General features: G+C 55.6%; 16 protein-coding genes. 2 read left to right on the top strand and 14 right to left on the bottom strand.

Annotated elements, in window-relative coordinates; genetic code table 11:
• Positions 1 to 255: 255 nt before the first annotated feature.
• The 8 genes from LC354_RS03945 to glpD all read right to left on the bottom strand — a co-directional run bounded on the left by LC354_RS03945 (position 256) and on the right by glpD (position 9,405).
• Positions 256 to 1,404, bottom strand: a complete 1,149-nt coding sequence (locus LC354_RS03945; protein WP_223421541.1) for an iron-containing alcohol dehydrogenase — start codon at positions 1,402 to 1,404, stop codon at positions 256 to 258.
• A 389-nt stretch (positions 1,405 to 1,793) separates the two neighbouring features.
• Entirely contained in the window at positions 1,794 to 3,515 is a 1,722-nt protein-coding gene (locus tag LC354_RS03940; RefSeq protein WP_223421540.1) for an ABC transporter substrate-binding protein, read from the bottom strand.
• A gap of 80 nt (positions 3,516 to 3,595) precedes the next feature.
• A complete protein-coding gene (locus LC354_RS03935; RefSeq protein WP_223421539.1) occupies positions 3,596 to 3,868 on the bottom strand; it encodes a DUF2160 domain-containing protein in 273 nt (90 codons plus the stop codon).
• Positions 3,869 to 3,897: 29 nt separating this feature from the next.
• Positions 3,898 to 4,758, bottom strand: a complete 861-nt coding sequence (locus LC354_RS03930; protein ID WP_223421538.1) for a carbohydrate ABC transporter permease — start codon at positions 4,756 to 4,758, stop codon at positions 3,898 to 3,900.
• Between the two features lie 3 nt (positions 4,759 to 4,761).
• Positions 4,762 to 5,631, bottom strand: coding sequence for a carbohydrate ABC transporter permease (locus LC354_RS03925; protein ID WP_223421537.1), 870 nt, complete (start codon positions 5,629 to 5,631; stop codon positions 4,762 to 4,764).
• Positions 5,631 to 6,707, bottom strand: a complete 1,077-nt coding sequence (locus LC354_RS03920; RefSeq protein WP_223421536.1) for an ABC transporter ATP-binding protein — start codon at positions 6,705 to 6,707, stop codon at positions 5,631 to 5,633. The genes LC354_RS03925 and LC354_RS03920 overlap by 1 nt, the downstream gene beginning before the upstream one ends.
• Positions 6,708 to 6,719: 12 nt before the next feature.
• Positions 6,720 to 7,808 (bottom strand): ABC transporter ATP-binding protein, encoded by a 1,089-nt coding sequence (locus tag LC354_RS03915; protein ID WP_223421535.1) that lies wholly within the window; start codon positions 7,806 to 7,808, stop codon positions 6,720 to 6,722.
• 10 nt (positions 7,809 to 7,818) lie between these two features.
• Entirely contained in the window at positions 7,819 to 9,405 is a 1,587-nt protein-coding gene (gene glpD / locus LC354_RS03910) for a glycerol-3-phosphate dehydrogenase (RefSeq protein ID WP_223421534.1), read from the bottom strand.
• A gap of 265 nt (positions 9,406 to 9,670) precedes the next feature.
• On the opposite strand from glpD, the gene LC354_RS03905 reads away from it, so the two are divergent.
• The gene (locus tag LC354_RS03905; protein WP_223421544.1) at positions 9,671 to 10,441 is read left to right on the top strand and encodes a DeoR/GlpR family DNA-binding transcription regulator; all 771 of its coding nucleotides are present in this window, start codon (positions 9,671 to 9,673) and stop codon (positions 10,439 to 10,441) included.
• Positions 10,442 to 10,686: 245 nt separating this feature from the next.
• On the opposite strand, the gene LC354_RS03900 is transcribed toward LC354_RS03905, so the two are convergent.
• Together LC354_RS03900 and LC354_RS03895 are read right to left on the bottom strand one after the other, a co-directional pair.
• Positions 10,687 to 11,256: a carboxymuconolactone decarboxylase family protein gene (locus LC354_RS03900; RefSeq protein WP_223421533.1), complete on the bottom strand. Its 570-nt coding sequence runs from the start codon at positions 11,254 to 11,256 to the stop codon at positions 10,687 to 10,689.
• 543 nt (positions 11,257 to 11,799) lie between these two features.
• A complete protein-coding gene (locus tag LC354_RS03895) occupies positions 11,800 to 12,201 on the bottom strand; it encodes a tyrosine-type recombinase/integrase (protein WP_223421543.1) in 402 nt (133 codons plus the stop codon).
• A 240-nt stretch (positions 12,202 to 12,441) separates the two neighbouring features.
• On the opposite strand from LC354_RS03895, the gene LC354_RS03890 reads away from it, so the two are divergent.
• The gene (locus LC354_RS03890) at positions 12,442 to 13,101 is read left to right on the top strand and encodes a DUF2848 domain-containing protein (RefSeq protein WP_223421532.1); all 660 of its coding nucleotides are present in this window, start codon (positions 12,442 to 12,444) and stop codon (positions 13,099 to 13,101) included.
• A 60-nt stretch (positions 13,102 to 13,161) separates the two neighbouring features.
• On the opposite strand, the gene LC354_RS03885 is transcribed toward LC354_RS03890, so the two are convergent.
• The 4 genes from LC354_RS03885 to LC354_RS03870 all read right to left on the bottom strand — a co-directional run bounded on the left by LC354_RS03885 (position 13,162) and on the right by LC354_RS03870 (position 16,835).
• Positions 13,162 to 14,163, bottom strand: coding sequence for a 5-oxoprolinase subunit C family protein (locus LC354_RS03885; protein WP_223421531.1), 1,002 nt, complete (start codon positions 14,161 to 14,163; stop codon positions 13,162 to 13,164).
• Positions 14,156 to 14,845, bottom strand: a complete 690-nt coding sequence (locus tag LC354_RS03880) for a 5-oxoprolinase subunit B family protein (RefSeq protein ID WP_223421530.1) — start codon at positions 14,843 to 14,845, stop codon at positions 14,156 to 14,158. Before LC354_RS03880 ends, LC354_RS03885 begins: the two co-directional genes overlap by 8 nt.
• 161 nt (positions 14,846 to 15,006) lie before the next feature.
• Entirely contained in the window at positions 15,007 to 16,290 is a 1,284-nt protein-coding gene (locus LC354_RS03875; RefSeq protein ID WP_223421529.1) for a TRAP transporter large permease, read from the bottom strand.
• Positions 16,287 to 16,835 (bottom strand): TRAP transporter small permease subunit, encoded by a 549-nt coding sequence (locus LC354_RS03870; protein ID WP_223421528.1) that lies wholly within the window; start codon positions 16,833 to 16,835, stop codon positions 16,287 to 16,289. The genes LC354_RS03875 and LC354_RS03870 overlap by 4 nt, the downstream gene beginning before the upstream one ends.
• Positions 16,836 to 16,841 lie beyond the last annotated feature (6 nt).

Genomic DNA, 16,841 nt, shown 5'->3' with positions numbered 1-16,841 from the left:
CCCCACAATCCGCGAAACAAATCCTGACTACGCGCAACCCACGCCACAAGCGCCCCTATCGCGAAGCGATTTAGTGCCAGAGCCCAATGTGTTGGACGCTGCGGACTCTACGAATTGGTGGTACCGGCGCATAGCAGACGCTGCCTCGTGATAGGTGCGGCACAAAAAACGAACTAAGGTCGCCGATTTGAAACAGATGAGAACTGCTCGATTTCCGACCCCAGCCACGCTGCCGGACATGTCATTCGCCCACCTTCATAAAGCAGCCGAAAGAATGTGCAGATAGTCGGCTTCGCTCAGAGGGACTGCATTTTTCTGACTTGATGAGGCGGTCATGCCTTGTGTAGCGAGAGAGGTCAGATCGTCTTGAGAGACTGACCAATCTGCGAGCCGGGGTAGGCCTTGGGTATCGAGCCATGCTCTAAAGCCAGAAAGCAGGTCGGTTTTTTCAGTTTCGGGAAAGACTGTAGCTATGTGAGCAACACATGATGTGAGCCGCGCGTGCACTTCTGTCCCTTGTGGCGCGCGACTCAGATTTTGATGCACCACGGGAAGCAGCAACCGCCCGCATAGTGCACCATGGGGTGCATCAAATCGGCCACCGATGACCGAGGCCAAGCCATGGGCCGCCCCAAGGCCGGAATTGGCCAGCGCAAGTCCACTGACATGGCTGATCCACGCCAGATCATCCAAAGCAGACATATCAGCATCGTCCAATGCCCGTTTGAGGGCTGGCAGCCCTTTGTCTTTGACTGACTGCGTTAAGGCGTCAGAAAACGGCGTGGCCGCGTTTGAAGTGAAACTTTCGAAGACCTGCGTGACCGCATCCAGACCTGCGTGCAGCACAACGGCATCCGGCGCGCCGCGCATCAGATCAGGGTCGACGATGGCCACGGTCGGGCAAAGCCCGCGGCCGCGCAGGCTGATCTTGGCGCCTTTTTCGGGCACGCCAATGACCGCGTTGGCCGTCACTTCGGCGCCGGTGCCTGCGGTTGTGGGCAGCGCAACGCAAGGAATGAGGCATGGGGTATCCATTTGCCCCGGCGTCAGTTTGGCAAAGTCGTCATAGCCGTGCAGATTGTTTGACACCCCAAAGCATACGACTTTGCCTGTGTCTATCGCAGCGCCACCACCGCACGCGATCACTGCGTCGGCCTTTATGGTCGCCAAAATGTCCAGTGCCGCGTCGATGGATGCCACAGTTGGTTCGCCGTCGCAGCTCAGTTGCGTGACATCAAGCCCCGCTGTTTCCAGGAGCATCAGAACCGGCGCAGAGGCGTGCCCGCTGCGTCCGCGCACAAGGATCACGCGCTTTGCGTCCGCAGGCAGCAGGCTTGCAAGTTTCCCGCATGTCCCAGCGCCAAAATGCACTCGTGTCGGGCACGAGAAAGAAAAGTGAGGCACGTCTGATATCCTTTGATACTTCCGTTTGGAGATGATCGCGTCCTGCCAGTTCGCGCAATTCTTTGAACGTGTTACCTGATGCAACTTCGACAGAAACCGCTTCTCAAGCGCCATTTTCCGGGCAAACAGATTCTATTTGAGCATGAGGTTGGCTTACATTCTGATGAGCACGGCCAACGCATAGTTGTCTCGATCGTCGCAGGGCCGTCATGCAGCGCGCCCACAGCGAAGGTTGGTACAGTTTTCACGGTCCTGCCTCTGGACTGACGGATGGGTTTGGGAGAAACAGACACCCGAGATGGCGCCAAGAGTTGGCCTTGGCCCAACCAATGCAAAATGAGGTGGAGTGACATGGGGCGCCGAAGCGCCCCATGCCTTTGACGTCCGGCTTACTGCCAGGATTTGATCAACTCGTCATAGGGGACGGTCATCGGCTCTTCGTCCTCGTTCTCCAACTTGGCGTAAGGTGCGCCAGGTTGAGCGAACCAGTGGTCGGCACTCATCTCTTCGTTCAAGACGGGGCCAAGATCACCTTGAACGCCTGCACGCTCAAGACGCTCAAGCACACGTTCCTGATCAGCACACAGTTGGTCGAGCGCTTCTTGGGGTGTCTTTGCACCGGACATAGCGTCGCCGATGTTCTGCCACCACAGTTGCGCCAGCTTGGGGTAGTCAGGCACGTTTGTGCCAGTTGGTGACCATGCCACGCGTGCAGGGGAGCGGTAGAATTCTACCAAACCCCCCAAACGAGGTGCACGCTCGGTGAAGTGCTCGGAGTCAATGGTGGACTCGCGGATGAAGGTCAGACCCACATCAGACTTCTTGAGGTCGACTGTCTTGGACACAACGAATTGCGCATAGAGCCAAGCAGCCTGGGCACGGTCCACAGGTGTGGATTTCATCAACGTCCAGGATCCTGCGTCCTGATAGCCGATTTTCTGACCCTCTTTCCAGTAAACGCCATGTGGCGATGGTGCCATGCGCCACTTGGGCGTGCCGTCAGCGTTCATCACAGGCAGGTCAGGCAGAACCGTCGCTGCTGTAAAGGCCGTGTACCAGAACATCTGCTGGGCAACGTTACCCTGTGCGGGGATTGGACCCGCTTCTCCGAACGTCATACCAGCCGCCGCAGGTGGCGAGTACTTTTCAAGCCATTCGATGGCCTTGGTCACAGCATAGACAGCCGCAGGCGAGTTCGTCGCACCACCGCGGGCCACACAGGAACCAGTTGGTTGGGAGTTTTCGTTGACACGAATGCCCCATTCATCGACGGGCAGACCGTTTGGCTCGCCCACATCGCCCATGCCAGCCATGGACATCCACGCGTCCGTATAGCGCCAACCCAAGGACGGGTCTTTTTTGCCGTAGTCCATATTACCAAAGACTTCGCCTTCGACGTCGAGATGGCTCAGGTCACGGCCTGTAAAGAACTCGGCGATGTCCTCGTATGCGGTCCAGTTGACCGGAACGCCCAGATCGTAACCGTACGCGTCGTTGAAGTCGGTCTTGTTCTTTTCGTCGTTGAACCAGTCATAGCGGAACCAATAGAGGTTCGCGAACTGCTGTGTTGGCAGTTGGTACAGTTTGCCATCCGGGCCGGTTGTGAAGGATGTACCGATGAAATCATCAACGTCCAACGTGGGCAGCGTTACGGCTGCACCTTCGCCTGCCATCCAGTCTGTCAGGTTACGCACTTGCTGGTAGCGCCAGTGTGTCCCGATCAGATCGGAGTCGTTGATATAGGCGTCGTAAATGTTCTCGCCCGACTGCATTTGTGTTTGCAGCTTTTCAACAACATCGCCTTCGCCGATCAGGTCATGTGTCACCTGGATACCGGTGATCGCGGTGAAGGCAGGCGCAAGCACCTGGCTTTCGTATTCGTGCGTTGCTATCGTTTCGGAGACAACTTTAATTTCCATGCCTTGGTACGGTTGTGCCGCATCCACAAAGAACTGCATCTCTGCTTCTTGCTCTGCGCGTGGCAAAACTGAAAGATCACCGATTTCGCTATCCAGGAATGCCCTTGCGGCATCCATGTCAGCGAACACAGGTGTGCTCAGAATGCCAAGCGACAGCGCAAGTGCCGTGCTTGATTTAAGTGAGAATGTCATTGGTTCCTCCCTATTCGGAAATGACGGTTCAGCAATTTTGCGCGGCGAGGTGTTGCCCCTTACCGCGTTCGATCCTTGTTTCAGACCCAGCGGAACACCGCGAAAGCGTAAACAAGGCAGACAATCAGCGCGAGCGGTTGGTTCGCGCCGACAACTCCCAGCCATGCCAGATTGATAAAGGCAGAGCCGAGAAGTGTGATGAAGAGACGATCGCCACGCGTCGTCTCAATCCGTAAAATCCCCTTGCGGGGGGTTTCAGGAAACTTGATTGCAAGCACTGTGAACACGGTCAACGTGCTGGCGATGATAATAAAAAATATTGCCGTGGGCCAAGTCCATGCCATCCAGTCCATATCAATATCCTCTCTTTTCTATCGCGTGTTTAGACGCGACCCAGGGCAAAGCCCTTGGCGATGTAGTTGCGTACGAAGTAGATGACCAAAGCACCCGGTACGATCGTCAGCACGCCGGCAGCGGCTAACACGCCCCAATCAATCCCGGCGGCCCCTTGGGTCCTTGTCATAATTGCCGAGATTGGCTTGGCATCGACAGTTGTCAGGGTCCGGCTGAGCAGCAGTTCCACCCATGAGAACATAAAGCAAAAGAACGCCGCGACCCCTATGCCGGATGCAATCAGCGGCATGAATATTTTTACAAAGAACCGCCCGAAACTATAGCCGTCGATATAGGCCGTCTCGTCAATCTCTTTGGGCACACCACGCATGAAGCCTTCCAAGATCCAGACCGCGAGCGGCACGTTGAACAGACAATGCGCCAAGGCAACCGCGATGTGCGTGTCAAACAGGCCAACGGAGGAATACAGTTGAAAGAACGGCAACGCGAACACCGCAGGCGGGGCCATGCGGTTGGTCAGCAGCCAAAAGAACAGGTGGCTGTCGCCCATAAAGCGGTAGCGGCTGAACGCATAGGCAGCGGGCAAGGCAACGGTCAGGCTGATCACTGTGTTCATCACAACATAGATGATCGAGTTGATGTAGCCGGAATACCACGCCGGGTCGGTCAGAATGGTCGCGTAATTCGCAAATGTCAGGTTGCGCGGCCACAGAGTGAATTCATTCAAAACCTCGGTGTTCGTCTTGAGGCTCATGTTCAGCAGCCAGTAAATCGGCAGCATCAAGAACAGCAAGTAGAGCGTCATGACAACGACAGAGACTTTGATCTTGAGCCGCTTTTTCGGTTGCGAGGTCGTCTGGCTTACAGGGTGTGCAGTTGCATCGCTCATGGCTTACCCCTCCCTCTTATCAAGGTTGATCATGACCGTGTAAAACACCCATGAAATCAGCAAGATCACCAGATAATACATGATCGAGAACGCAGCAGCCGGTCCGAGGTCAAACTGACCCAAGGCCATCTTGACCAGATCGATGGACAACAATGTCGTGGCGTTGCCCGGCCCACCACCGGTGACCACAAACGGCTCGGTATAGATCATGAAGCTGTCCATGAAACGCAGCAGGATGGCGATCATCAACACACCCATCATCTTTGGCAATTCGATGTAGCGGAAGATGGCCCAACGGCTGGCCTGATCGATCTTGGCAGCTTGATAGTACGCATCAGGGATCGACTTGAGACCAGCAAAGGCCAACAGGGCGACAAGCGACGTCCAGTGCCAAACGTCCATGATTATGATCGTAACCCAAGCGGCAAATGTGTTTTGGGTGTAGTTGTAGGAAATACCCAAGGCATCCAGCGAATAGCCCAACAGACCAATGTCGACCCGTCCGAAAATCTGCCAAATCGTACCCACCACATTCCACGGGATCAGCAAAGGCAGCGACATGACAACCAGACAAAAGCTGGACCAAAACCCGCTTTTGGGCATGTTGAGCGCCACGAAAACACCCAAAGGTATCTGAATCGTCAGGATGATTGCCGAAAACATGAGCTGACGCCCCAAAGCGTCCCACATACGCTCCGAGTGAAGCATTTCGTCGAACCATTCGAGTCCAGCCCAGAAAAACTGGTTTTGTCCAAACGTGTCTTGAACAGAATAGTTCACCACCGTCATCAGCGGGATCACTGCCGAGAATGCGACAAGTACCAGAACCGGAAGAACCAGGAACCACGCCTTTTGATTGATTGTTTTTTCCATCAGGCGACCTCTCCGGATTTGAGCCAATCGTTGACGTAAACGTTCACGCGGCTTGTGTCGAAAGTGATGTGGGTCATATCCGGCGAAATTGACTGGTCTTCATTTGCCAGAATGTTGATATCGTTGCCGAATAGCTCTGCGCGGACAATTTTGTGTCGTCCCACATCCTCGACCCGGCGCACCTTTACCGGCAACCCATCGCCTTGGGTCAGTGTCACGAATTCAGGCCGCACGCCGATTTCGGTTTTGCCTTCAAGTGCGCCGTATCCATTGGCGAGCGGGACATCGATCCCGTGAACGACGGCGTTGTTGCCAGAAATAGTTGCAGGAATGACGTTCATCCCCGGCGAGCCGATAAAGTACCCGACAAAGGTATGTTGCGGTTTGTCGAACAGTTCTTCCGGGGTGCCGATCTGTACAACGCGTCCGTCGAACATAACCACAACTTTGTCCGCAAAAGTCAGCGCCTCGGTTTGGTCGTGGGTCACGTAGATCATCGTGTGGCCAAATTCGTGGTGCAGTGATTTCAGCTGCGTGCGCAGTTCCCACTTCATGTGCGGATCAATCACGGTCAGTGGTTCATCAAAAAGCAAAGCATTGACGTCTTCGCGCACCATGCCACGGCCAAGGCTGATCTTTTGCTTTGCATCTGCCGTCAGACCCCGGGCGCGTTTATCAAGTTCGGCTTCCATGCCGATCATGGCGCCGATCTGTTGCACGCGTTGGGCAATGTATTGAGGATCAGCGCCCCGGTTTTTCAAAGGAAATGCCAGATTGGCCCGCACCGTCATTGTGTCGTAGACCACCGGAAACTGGAAAACCTGTGCGATGTTGCGGTCAGCCGTTGAGGACTGCGTCACGTCCTTGTCGTCAAACAGGATACGTCCCTGGCTGGGATGCAGAAGTCCCGAAATGATGTTGAGCAGTGTGGATTTCCCACAGCCAGAAGATCCCAGCAGTGCATAGGCTTCGCCGTCGGACCACACATGGTTCAGCTCCTTCAATGCAAAGTCGTCTTCGCTCTTGGGGTTCGGGTAGTAGGCGTGCGCCAGGTTATCCAAAGTGATTTTAGCCATTGTGGTGCTCCCTCAAGCCGCCAGCGCATAGGCGGCGGGTGCCACCAGATCGCCGTCTTCGCTGAACACATAAACATGGCGCGGATCGATATGGACACTGAGCGTCGCGCCAAGTTCAAGGTCATGGATGCCGTGTACAACGCCAACCCATTTGTCCCCAGCATGGTTGAGGTGAATGAATGTTTCGGATCCTGTCAGTTCCGTGACAAGAAGCTTTGTGGCAAATTCCAGTGCACCCGCGGCCGGTTGTTGCAATTCAACGTGGTTGGGGCGGAAACCTGCGAGGTATCGGCCATCCGCCAAGTTGGCGAGTGGCCCTGTGGCGGCAGCGGACTGGCCGTCACCAAACGCGATCTTGCTGCCAGCTTTGCTGATCTTAAGAAAATTCATCGGCGGGTCGCTAAACACCCGGGCTGTTGTTGCGTCTTTCGGCTGGCGATACACATCAGGTGTCAATCCGAATTGGCGCACCTGGCCTTCCCAAAGAGCTGCCGTGTTGCCGCCCAATAGCAGTGCCTCTTCGGGTTCTGTGGTGGCATAAACAAAGATCGATCCGGCCTCTTCGAAGATTTTGGGTATCTCGACACGCAGTTCTTCGCGCAGCTTGTAATCGAGGTTGGCCAGCGGCTCATCCAGCAACACCAATCCGGCATCCTTGACCAAGGCCCGCGCCAGCGCACAGCGCTGCTGCTGACCCCCAGACAATTCCAGCGGTTTCCGGTCAAGCATCGCGGACAGCTGCATCAGGTCGGCGGATTTTTTGACAGCCACATCAATTTCCTGCGCAGATTTACCCATCAGGCGCAGAGGGGATGCGATGTTGTCGTACACGGACATGGATGGATAGTTGATGAACTGTTGATACACCATCGCGACTTTGCGGTCCTGAACGCGCATGCCGGTCACATCATTGCCTTGCCAGAATACCTGCCCAGTTGTTGGCGCATCCAAACCCGCCATCAATCGCATCAACGATGTTTTCCCAGACAAGGTTGGCCCGAGCAGAACGTTCATAGTACCCTTGGTAAGCGTAAGATCGGTGGCATGGATGTGCGCCAGCCCGTCAACGACCTTTGAGACATTGCGCAATTCGAGTGTCATCGTCTTTTCCTTACTCAGCAGCCGCGGAACGTGTCCCGCTCAGGTTGTCTGCCATCCATTCATCAAGGTGCGCAATCTGTTCCGGACTCATGCGCAGCCCCAGTTTGGACCGGCGCCAAACAACGTCATCTGCGGCTTGTGCATATTCATTCTGCATCAGCCATTCGACTTCGCGCTGCGTCAAACTTGCACCAAACTCCACGCCCAAATCTCTACTTGAAACTGCGGCGCCAAGCACGTCGTTTACTTCGCTGCCATACGCCCGCACCAGACGCTGTGCCCATCCATCTGTCAAGAAAGGATATGCGGTTTTGGTTGCAGCAATCAGCGCGGCCACACCATCCACTGGAAAGTCGCCGCCCGGCAATGGGACACCCGCCGTCCAGGGCGCTTTGACATTCGGCAGTGCTTCGGAGATTTTCTCAATCGCGCTTTCAGCGAGACGCCGGTATGTTGTGATCTTGCCGCCAAACACATTCAAGGCTGGCGCGCCGCGGCTTTGATCCAGTTTTAGCACATAGTCGCGCGTGGCCGCCGATGCGCTGCTGGCGCCGTCATCATACAACGGTCGCACGCCGGAATACGTCCAGACAATGTCATCCGTGGCAATCGGTTTGACGAGGTATGCATTGATAAAGTTGATCAGGTAATCCCGCTCCTGCGGCGTGCAGACGGGCTTTTGTGACGGGTCAGCGTGGTCAGCGTCCGTGGTCCCGATCAGTGTATAGTCCGTCTCATAGGGGATGGCAAAAATGATCCGTCCGTCAGTGCCCTGGAAGAAATAGCATTTATCGTGCTCAAACAGGCGTTTTGTCACGATGTGGCTGCCGCGCACCAAACGGACGTTGCCTTGCTGATTGCTTTTCAATGATCCGCGCAGCACACTACCCACCCACGGTCCTGCTGCGTTCACAACCATGGCGGCTGTGACCTTTGATGTTTCGCCAGAGGCCGTGCTTTGCAGCGTCACGTCCCAGACACTTTCAACGACATCAGCGCTGATCACCTTCTGACGTGTTCGGATCGATGCCCCTCGTTTTTCAGCATCCCGCGCGTTCAGCACGACAAGGCGCGAGTCCTCGACCCAACAATCGGAATACTCATAGGCGGTCTCAAAACGAGGGGCGAGCGGTACACCCTCCGGGGCATTGCGCAAATCCAGACGGGATGTTGCGGGCAAAACCTCGCGGCCACCAAGATTATCATACAGGAACAGGCCAAGACGGATCAACCACGCGGGCCTGCGTCCCTTCATCCAAGGCATGACCATACTGAGCAGTTTGGAAGTTGGGGTGGTCAGGTCAAAGCGCATGCTTTTGTGGTAGGGCAGCACAAAGCGCATCGGCCAAGCGATATGCGGCAACGCTTTCAGCAAGACTTCGCGCTCGATCAACGCTTCGCGCACAAGGCGAAACTCGAAGTACTCAAGATAGCGCAGGCCACCGTGAAATAATTTGGTCGATGACGCGGAGGTGGCAGACGCAATGTCGTTCATCTCGGCAAGACAAACGGACAAACCTCGACCGCTTGCGTCACGCGCGATGCCACATCCGTTGATGCCGCCACCAATAACCAGCAGATCGAAATCCGGCTTCACGAAATCCCCCCAACACAGGTCCTCCACCCGTGTAGGGAAAGAGTGACGCAAAGCGCGCGCCAAAGGAAGAAAAAATGTTCACTTCTGATCGTTTTCTGCTACCTATATGAAACTATTGTGTTAAATACTTCCGCCATTCGCCAAGTTGCTTTGGCCGGACGGAACTGAAGGTCCAATGCGATGTAACCGAAACTCGAACAGCGTGACTTTGATCAGCTTCGCGCTGTAAAAGGCGGCCAAACGAAAGCAGGAGATGGTTGACGGTATGGTGAAGACCCTGCGGAAGCCCGAGATCATAAATATCGCCAGACGTGAAGGCAAAGTCACTGTGGATGGGCTTGTCGCTTACTTTGGCGTCACACCCCAGACAATCCGCCGAGACCTAACGGATCTGGCAGACTCCGGCCAGCTAGAGCGGGTACACGGCGGTGCCATCTTACCTTCTGGCACCATGAACATCGGCTATAGCGAAAGACGGGAACTGAACCAGTCAACAAAGGTCGACATCGCTCGCATTTGCGCACGGCAAATCCCTAACAATTGCTCGCTGTTCCTGAATATTGGCACCACAACCGAAGCCGTTGCTGCTGAATTGCTACATCATCAGGGGCTGCTCGTGGTCACGAACAACATGAACATCGCGAACATCCTTTCGGTCAGTTCCGAGATCGAGGTCGTGGTCACAGGAGGGCAGTTACGTCGTTCGGACGGTGGATTGATCGGTGATCTGACCAAGGCCACCATCAAGCAGTTTCGTTTTGATTACGGGGTCATTGGATGTTCTGCCCTGCATCAGGATGGCGACATTCTTGACTATGATATCCGCGAAGTCGGAGTGAGCAAGGCAATCATCGAGCAAAGTTCATCAGTTTTTTTGGTCTCGGACAGCTCCAAATTTGAACGCAAGGCCCCGGCACGAATAGCGTCGATCAGCGAAGTCGATGTTTTTGTGACGGACAAGGGATTGCCCCCAAGTTGTGTGCGTTTCTGTAACGAAGTGGGCACTCAGGTAATGTACGCTGACGGCGTTATTTAGTATTTCCACAGCCAGGAAGGGCGGGCAAGACATCCAGTTTGTTGTGCAGCACAGCAGCGATGGTGAGCGATGGCCAACCTCCGTAAGTGGCCGAAAGCGGTGGTTGACTTTGATTGAAGGAAGGTCTGGAAAGTCCCGCGTCTTACCAGTTCGTGCACAGTGCGGCGAAAGGCGGTTCATCCTAGACCGGTCGTTCGTGGATTGCGCGGCGAAAGTGCAGAGTGAGCCCAGAGCGGAACCAAATATTAGTCCGTCAAGCCATTCGCCTTCCCGAAGTCGGAATAGCAAGTTTCGCTTCTAAGCTCTTCGAGCATCTTCGGGTCGGCGGTGTCCGGATCAAGATGATATTCGTTGATACCAGTGCCCTCCAGAATTCGGTTCATCATATTGAAAAGACCGCAAACCTGAACTGCGTCAAAGAGTGCTGCTTCCGACCAACCAGCTTGATAGACGGCTTCGGCATCAGCTTCAATTATTCTTGTTGGGGTGTGCGTCAGCTTTGTGACATATGCCATGATTGGTTTTAGCTTTGGGTCGATGGGTGCCGAACTTAGGTCATCCATCATCGCCTCCATGGTGCTGATATCGATGCCAAAAGCTCTGGCATGTATTTTATGAGCCCCATGGCAAAAGGCACAGGCATTTAGTCCCGAAACATATGCTGCGATAAGTTCTCGCTCTGCTATGGCAAGTTCACTTTTGCCTCTCATCAGTTGGTTTTGATATTCTGACAGTGGGCTGAGTTTGGCTGGAAATGCACGGTAAACACTGCCCAGAGTTGCGTCCACTGGAAGTGAAGGGAACAAACGCTTCATAGATATCTCCTAACTTTAACCATAGCCATCTTGGACGAACACCAGATTGAACTGAAGATTAACACAGGTTGGAGAATATTGATCGCACTTGAATGGCAACTATGTCCGCACCGTGTGAATTCGCCTCGCTCCTGATTTTGCAGATGCAGCGAACGGCAGGTTCGACGGGCCGCATCGTACCATACAACTTGCCCAGCGAGCGGCAGGTAAGGGCCGTTCACGTCCTGAAAGACCACAATGGTTCCACACGGGCCGTACTGATTGTTAAGCTCCCCGGCATGATCATGACCGATGGATCGTTGCCCATCCAAAGCTCATGAATCACCTGTGCCATTAAACGCAGAACGTCACGTGTTCGCTGGAACTTCTCTAGAGAACGCTCGATGGCGCTCATCACCTTTAGCCGATCAAGGCTGATATGGCCTGCATTGGCCATGCGATACGCAGCACCATAGGTGCGGACCCCTCTCGGCAGATTGCTCCGCAATCGCCTGCCGGGCAATGGATATCCGCGACCTCCAGTTGTCGGCGCGACAAGGCGGGCTACGAAGACCCGGTCTTGCGTCTCTTGTGTTTGGCTGCCTGGTTCAGGTTGACCAGCGGGCTCTCCACGGCGGAGATCATGCCAGTTGCGACACTGGCATACCGCGCTGTCGTGGTCAGTTTGGTGTGTCCGAGCAGGGCCTGGATCACCCGGATATCGACACCGCTCTCAAGCAGGTGGGTCGCAAAACTGTGCCGTAACGTGTGCAGCGTGACCGGCTTCGTGATGCCTGCCGCTTTGGCCGCCTGCTTGAACAGTCGCGAGATCTGGCGCGGTGACAGGTGCTTGCCGTTGTATCCTGGAAAGATCACTCGGCCCGGGCCCGCCACGCCCGCGTCTTGGCTGGTGGGACGGTCTTTCCACCAGTCGCGCAACAGGCCCAGAATATCGTCAGGGAGCATCACATTGCGATCCTTGCGGCCTTTGGATTGCACGATACGGATGATTTTTGCTCCCCATCGATATCACCAACCTTCAGCCGCACGACCTCGCCAGCACGCATCCCGCACCCGTAAGCCAGCGTCAGCCACTGCCCGGCAGGGGTACCCAATGGCGGTGCTTGTGAAGCTGGCATCTGCGCTCGTATAGATGCTGCAGCGGTTCTGTTGATCGCTTTGATTTACCCAAGAGGACCACACACCATGGACGTTGCTTTCAACTTCGAAAAAAAGCGCATCATTCTGACCATTAATTCAGTTGTTGTTGCCGGGTGGACAGGTCGAAATATGATAGCAGTTCAACACCATATCGACGAGTTGACAGCCTTGGGTATCGCACCGCCGAGCCAAGTGCCACTTTACTATCGTGTCGCAAATACACTGCTGACCCAAGGCCCAACCATCGAAGTGTTGGGGGACAGCTCGTCTGGAGAGGTCGAACCTTTGCTGATCCAATCAAGCGGCAAGATATTCTTTGGCTTGGCGTCAGATCACACGGACCGAGATCTCGAAGCGCATTCCGTTGCGGCCTCCAAACAAGCTTGTGCCAAACCCATCGCTCAGGAAGTTTGGGATTTCGACGAGATCAAAGGACACTTGGAGGATATCACTTTGAGATGTTGGATCGAGGAGAACCAGCGCGAAATTCTCTATCAAGAAGGCACTTTGAGCAGTATACGCCCATTGGCAGAGCTTTGCGAAGGGGCCAGTTTTGCGGACGGGACCGCGATGCTCTGCGGAACGTTTGCGGCCATCGGCGGTGTACGCCCGGCCGGTGCGTACCGTATGGAGGCGTCTGACCCGGTCACGGGCAAGACACTTGCGCTGTCTTACGGTGTCTTGACGCTTCCGGTCATTTCCTAACGCTGATACCTCACGCACCGGATGAAATCCGGGCTTGCTGTAGGCATAGCCGCATCGCGCTTAGTCGAATGCGCAGCCATGTATCAGGTTTTCCCGAATAAGCCGCTGTTCCAATGATCCCCGCGGCACCGATATTTGCTCAAGATAGCGCGTTTTCTGCACCGTGAAATGCCTCACATCCTCAATAGCTTGCGCACTTGAAATGGATGTAAAGCGCACGGGCTGACCGGCGCGCCACTGCGCCAACCTGTCCGTATCGCATGAGATAACTGTTGCAATCTTGGGGTATCCACCGGTCGTTTGATGATCGGCCAACAGCACTGTTGCAACACCATCGCCAGACACTTGCACCGATCCGCGAACAACGGGCTCAGAGGGGATCGACAAGGCGCCGTCCAATCCGAGCAAGGGACCCTTTAACCGCATGCCCATGCGGTCATAGGCGTCTGTGACCGTGAAGACGTCAGCCAAAAGACACGCGACGGCGTTCTCCTCAAAATGGTGATCTTGGGGGCCGGTGACTACGCGAATGGGGCCATTTGAGGGAAACTCCGGTTGAGGGATCGCGCCCAACCGATCGCCGCGAATTGCGGCTTCGGAAATCTCTAGGGATTGCCCCGTTCGTACCGCCCCACCACCGAAACCGGAGGTCGAATGGGTCGCCTGGCTGCCAAGCCAGTCTTCGGAACCCAACCGACCCGCAAAGGCGAGATAGGCCCAGCTTCCCGCTGTTCCTGCCCGGATCGCAAGCCGTTCGCCCTTTTGCAGGGTCAGGATCGTCCAAGAGCTGGTTTTTTGCCCGCCATGCTCAACCACGAATTCACCGCCCGTTATGGCAAGTGTGACGGCCCCCTCTTTGCAATGCAACATCAAGCCGCCAAGGGATATTTCGATGGCGGATATGCCTTGCGGATTCCCAAGAGCGGCGTTCGCGGCGTCGAATGCCAGACGATCCATCGGGCCAGACGCAGGCACACCATAGCGCATATGGCCGGGGCGCCCCGCATCCTGAACAGTGACCAACGGTCCGGCGAACGAAACTGACAACACGGCCTCACTCATGAGACGTCTCGCTGTTGAGGCGCTCGAACGTCGCCAGATCGATGCGCTGAAACGTTACGCGATCCCCGACATCGAACAAAAACGGATGCTTCGGATCACCAGTCAAGATCCGCGTCGGCGAGCGCCCGATAATCGACCAGCCCGTTGGCATCGTGAGGGTGGTTATCAGGCATTGCGCGCCTGCGATGATGACGCTGCCTGCTGGAACATCGCGGATCGGCGTCTGTTTTCGAGGTACTTGGATCTGTTCCGGTGCGCCGGACAGATACGCATAGCCTGGTGCAAAACCGTACATCAAAACGTCGAACTTTGCCGCAAGATGGGCATTGATGACAGCTTCCGTTGACAGGCCAGTCGCCGATGCCACCGGTTCCAAATCCGGCGCAAAGGGCGCTTCGTAGCATACTTTTACCCGCCGTACGGTGCCTTCGGTTGCTTGTATTTCTACGGCCTCAAGACATTCGCGGACATGTGCTTCCACGGCAGCATGGTCTGTCACGACGGGATCGAAAGACACCAAGAGGTTGACCAATGCGGGCACGGTTTCAGTCACGCCAACGGGCATGTTCGCAGCAATCGCCTTGTCTAACGCAATGACGAGATCGTGGGCGTCATCGCTGATGTCATCTGCAAGGGTCACCAGCAAAGCGTGATCTGCGATAGATTTGAAACGGGCGTTCATGAGGGGCCCAAAAGGTGTGCGAAACTGGTGGCCTGAACGCCAATGCCGTGCAACCGCGCCCGGATTTTACGTGAACGCATTTCGGCATCAGCGCCCATGATCAAAGGGCCTAAGCCTTCACCAAGGCCGGAATTAGGAATGATCCACATCGGTCTCAATCCTTATTGCAGAGCGTTTGGCAAGAAGAGCGCGATATTCGGAAAAGCGATCAATAGAAAGGCCATTGCCAGCATGGTCAGGCAATAGGGCAGCGCTCCCAACATGACCTCGTTCAGGGTGCCGGATTTGCGCGCGCCCTGCACCACATACAGGTTCAACCCTACAGGCGGTGTGATCAACGCCATTTCAATCAGCACGATCATCAGAATGCCAAACCAAACCACGTCATAGCCTTGCACCAAAACCATCGGAACGATGATCGGGATCGTGACCACCATCAGCGACAGGGTTTCGATGAAAAAGCCCAGAACGATGTAGAGCACCACGACCACAAGAATGAAGCCCAGTGGCGACAGGCCGAGCCCGTCCATGAATGCGGTCAATTCGCGGCCCAATCCGGCCGAGGCGAGAGTGAAGTTCAGGAACGAGGCGCCAATGACGATCAGCATGATCATCGAGGTGATCTTGACTGTCCCTGTCAGGCTTTGCGTCAGCATGGACCAAGACACCCCGCCAAAGGCGAGCGCGATGAGAAAGGCCCCCGCGACCCCTACGGCAGCGGCTTCGGTCGGCGTGGCCCAACCCGCATAGATGGAGCCGACGATCATGCCAAACAGCAGCAGGATGGGCACCAAATCCACCAACGCGCGTAGCATTTTCGCAAACGGAAACGTCCGACGCACGCCACCCAGATCGGGCCGGACCATGCAAATGATCATCGTGACCAGCATGAACATCAGCGCAAGGGCCAGACCCGGAATGAGACCCGCCAAGAAAAGCTGTGGGATCGAGGATTGGGTGAGAAAGCCGTAAACGATCAGGTTAATCGAGGGCGGGATCATGATGCCCAGCGTTCCGCCCGCCGCAATTGCGCCTGAGAACAGCTTGGGATCGTAGCCCAGCTTCTCGGCTTGCGGCATGGCGACAGTTGCGACAGTGGCCGCGGTGGCGACAGAGGAGCCGGAGGTGGCGGAAAACATAGTTGCCGTCGCAATATTTGCGTGCACCAAGCCTCCGGGTAACCAGCTAACCCAGCGGTCAAGCGCTGCATAGGTGCGTGCGGCGACACCGCTGCGCACAAGAATCTCACCCAGCAGCACAAAAAACGGGATCGCAATCAGCGTCGCGGAATTGGACGCGGACCACACCATGTTCCCGAGACCCTTGGTGAGCGGGAAGCTGGAGAAGAAAGCGTCAATGCCAAAGCCCAGCAGAAACAAGACGATACCCACGGGGATCGACAGGGCGAGCAGACCCAAGAGGCCCAGTGAAACATAGCCGATCATTGCAGCGTCTCCTGTTCGGCAAAGGCACCGATGAAGCTTTCGGTCTCTCCATACCGCCGCTTGAAGAGCAGGCTGAGGGCACAAAGCGTGACAATGCAGGACATCAGCGCGAACCAGACCCAGCCGGCAAACCAAGGCGTGTGGACCCAGACCAAGGGGGTCTCAAGCGGAGTGTTGGCGGTCGAGCCGTTCTTGATCGAGCGTTCCAGAACCGGCCACGCCTTGATCGCGATTGTGACGATAACGCCGCTCATGACGATCATCGCGAAGACGTCGAAGAGTGCGCGTTTGAAAGTGTTGGCGCGGCTGCGCAGGATGTCGATACGGACATGGCCCATCTCCAGAAGGGTATAGGCCATGCCCCATGAGGTCGCGAGCGCCATAGCGTAACCCGCGATCTCTTCAGTGCCGCCAAGGGACGTGCCGAACCGACGCATGATGATATCCGTCAGCACGAAGGCGGCGCAAATCAGCAGTCCTGCGCCAACACAGAGGGCAACCCCTTTGTTCAGCCTGCGCAGGATGTCTATCACCTTGAGTTCCATGTGTCG

Origin of the sequence: Tateyamaria pelophila, assembly GCF_019966495.1 — a bacterium.
Taxonomy (GTDB): Bacteria; Pseudomonadota; Alphaproteobacteria; order Rhodobacterales; family Rhodobacteraceae; genus Tateyamaria; species Tateyamaria pelophila.
This window is presented reverse-complemented; position numbering and strand designations above follow the sequence as displayed.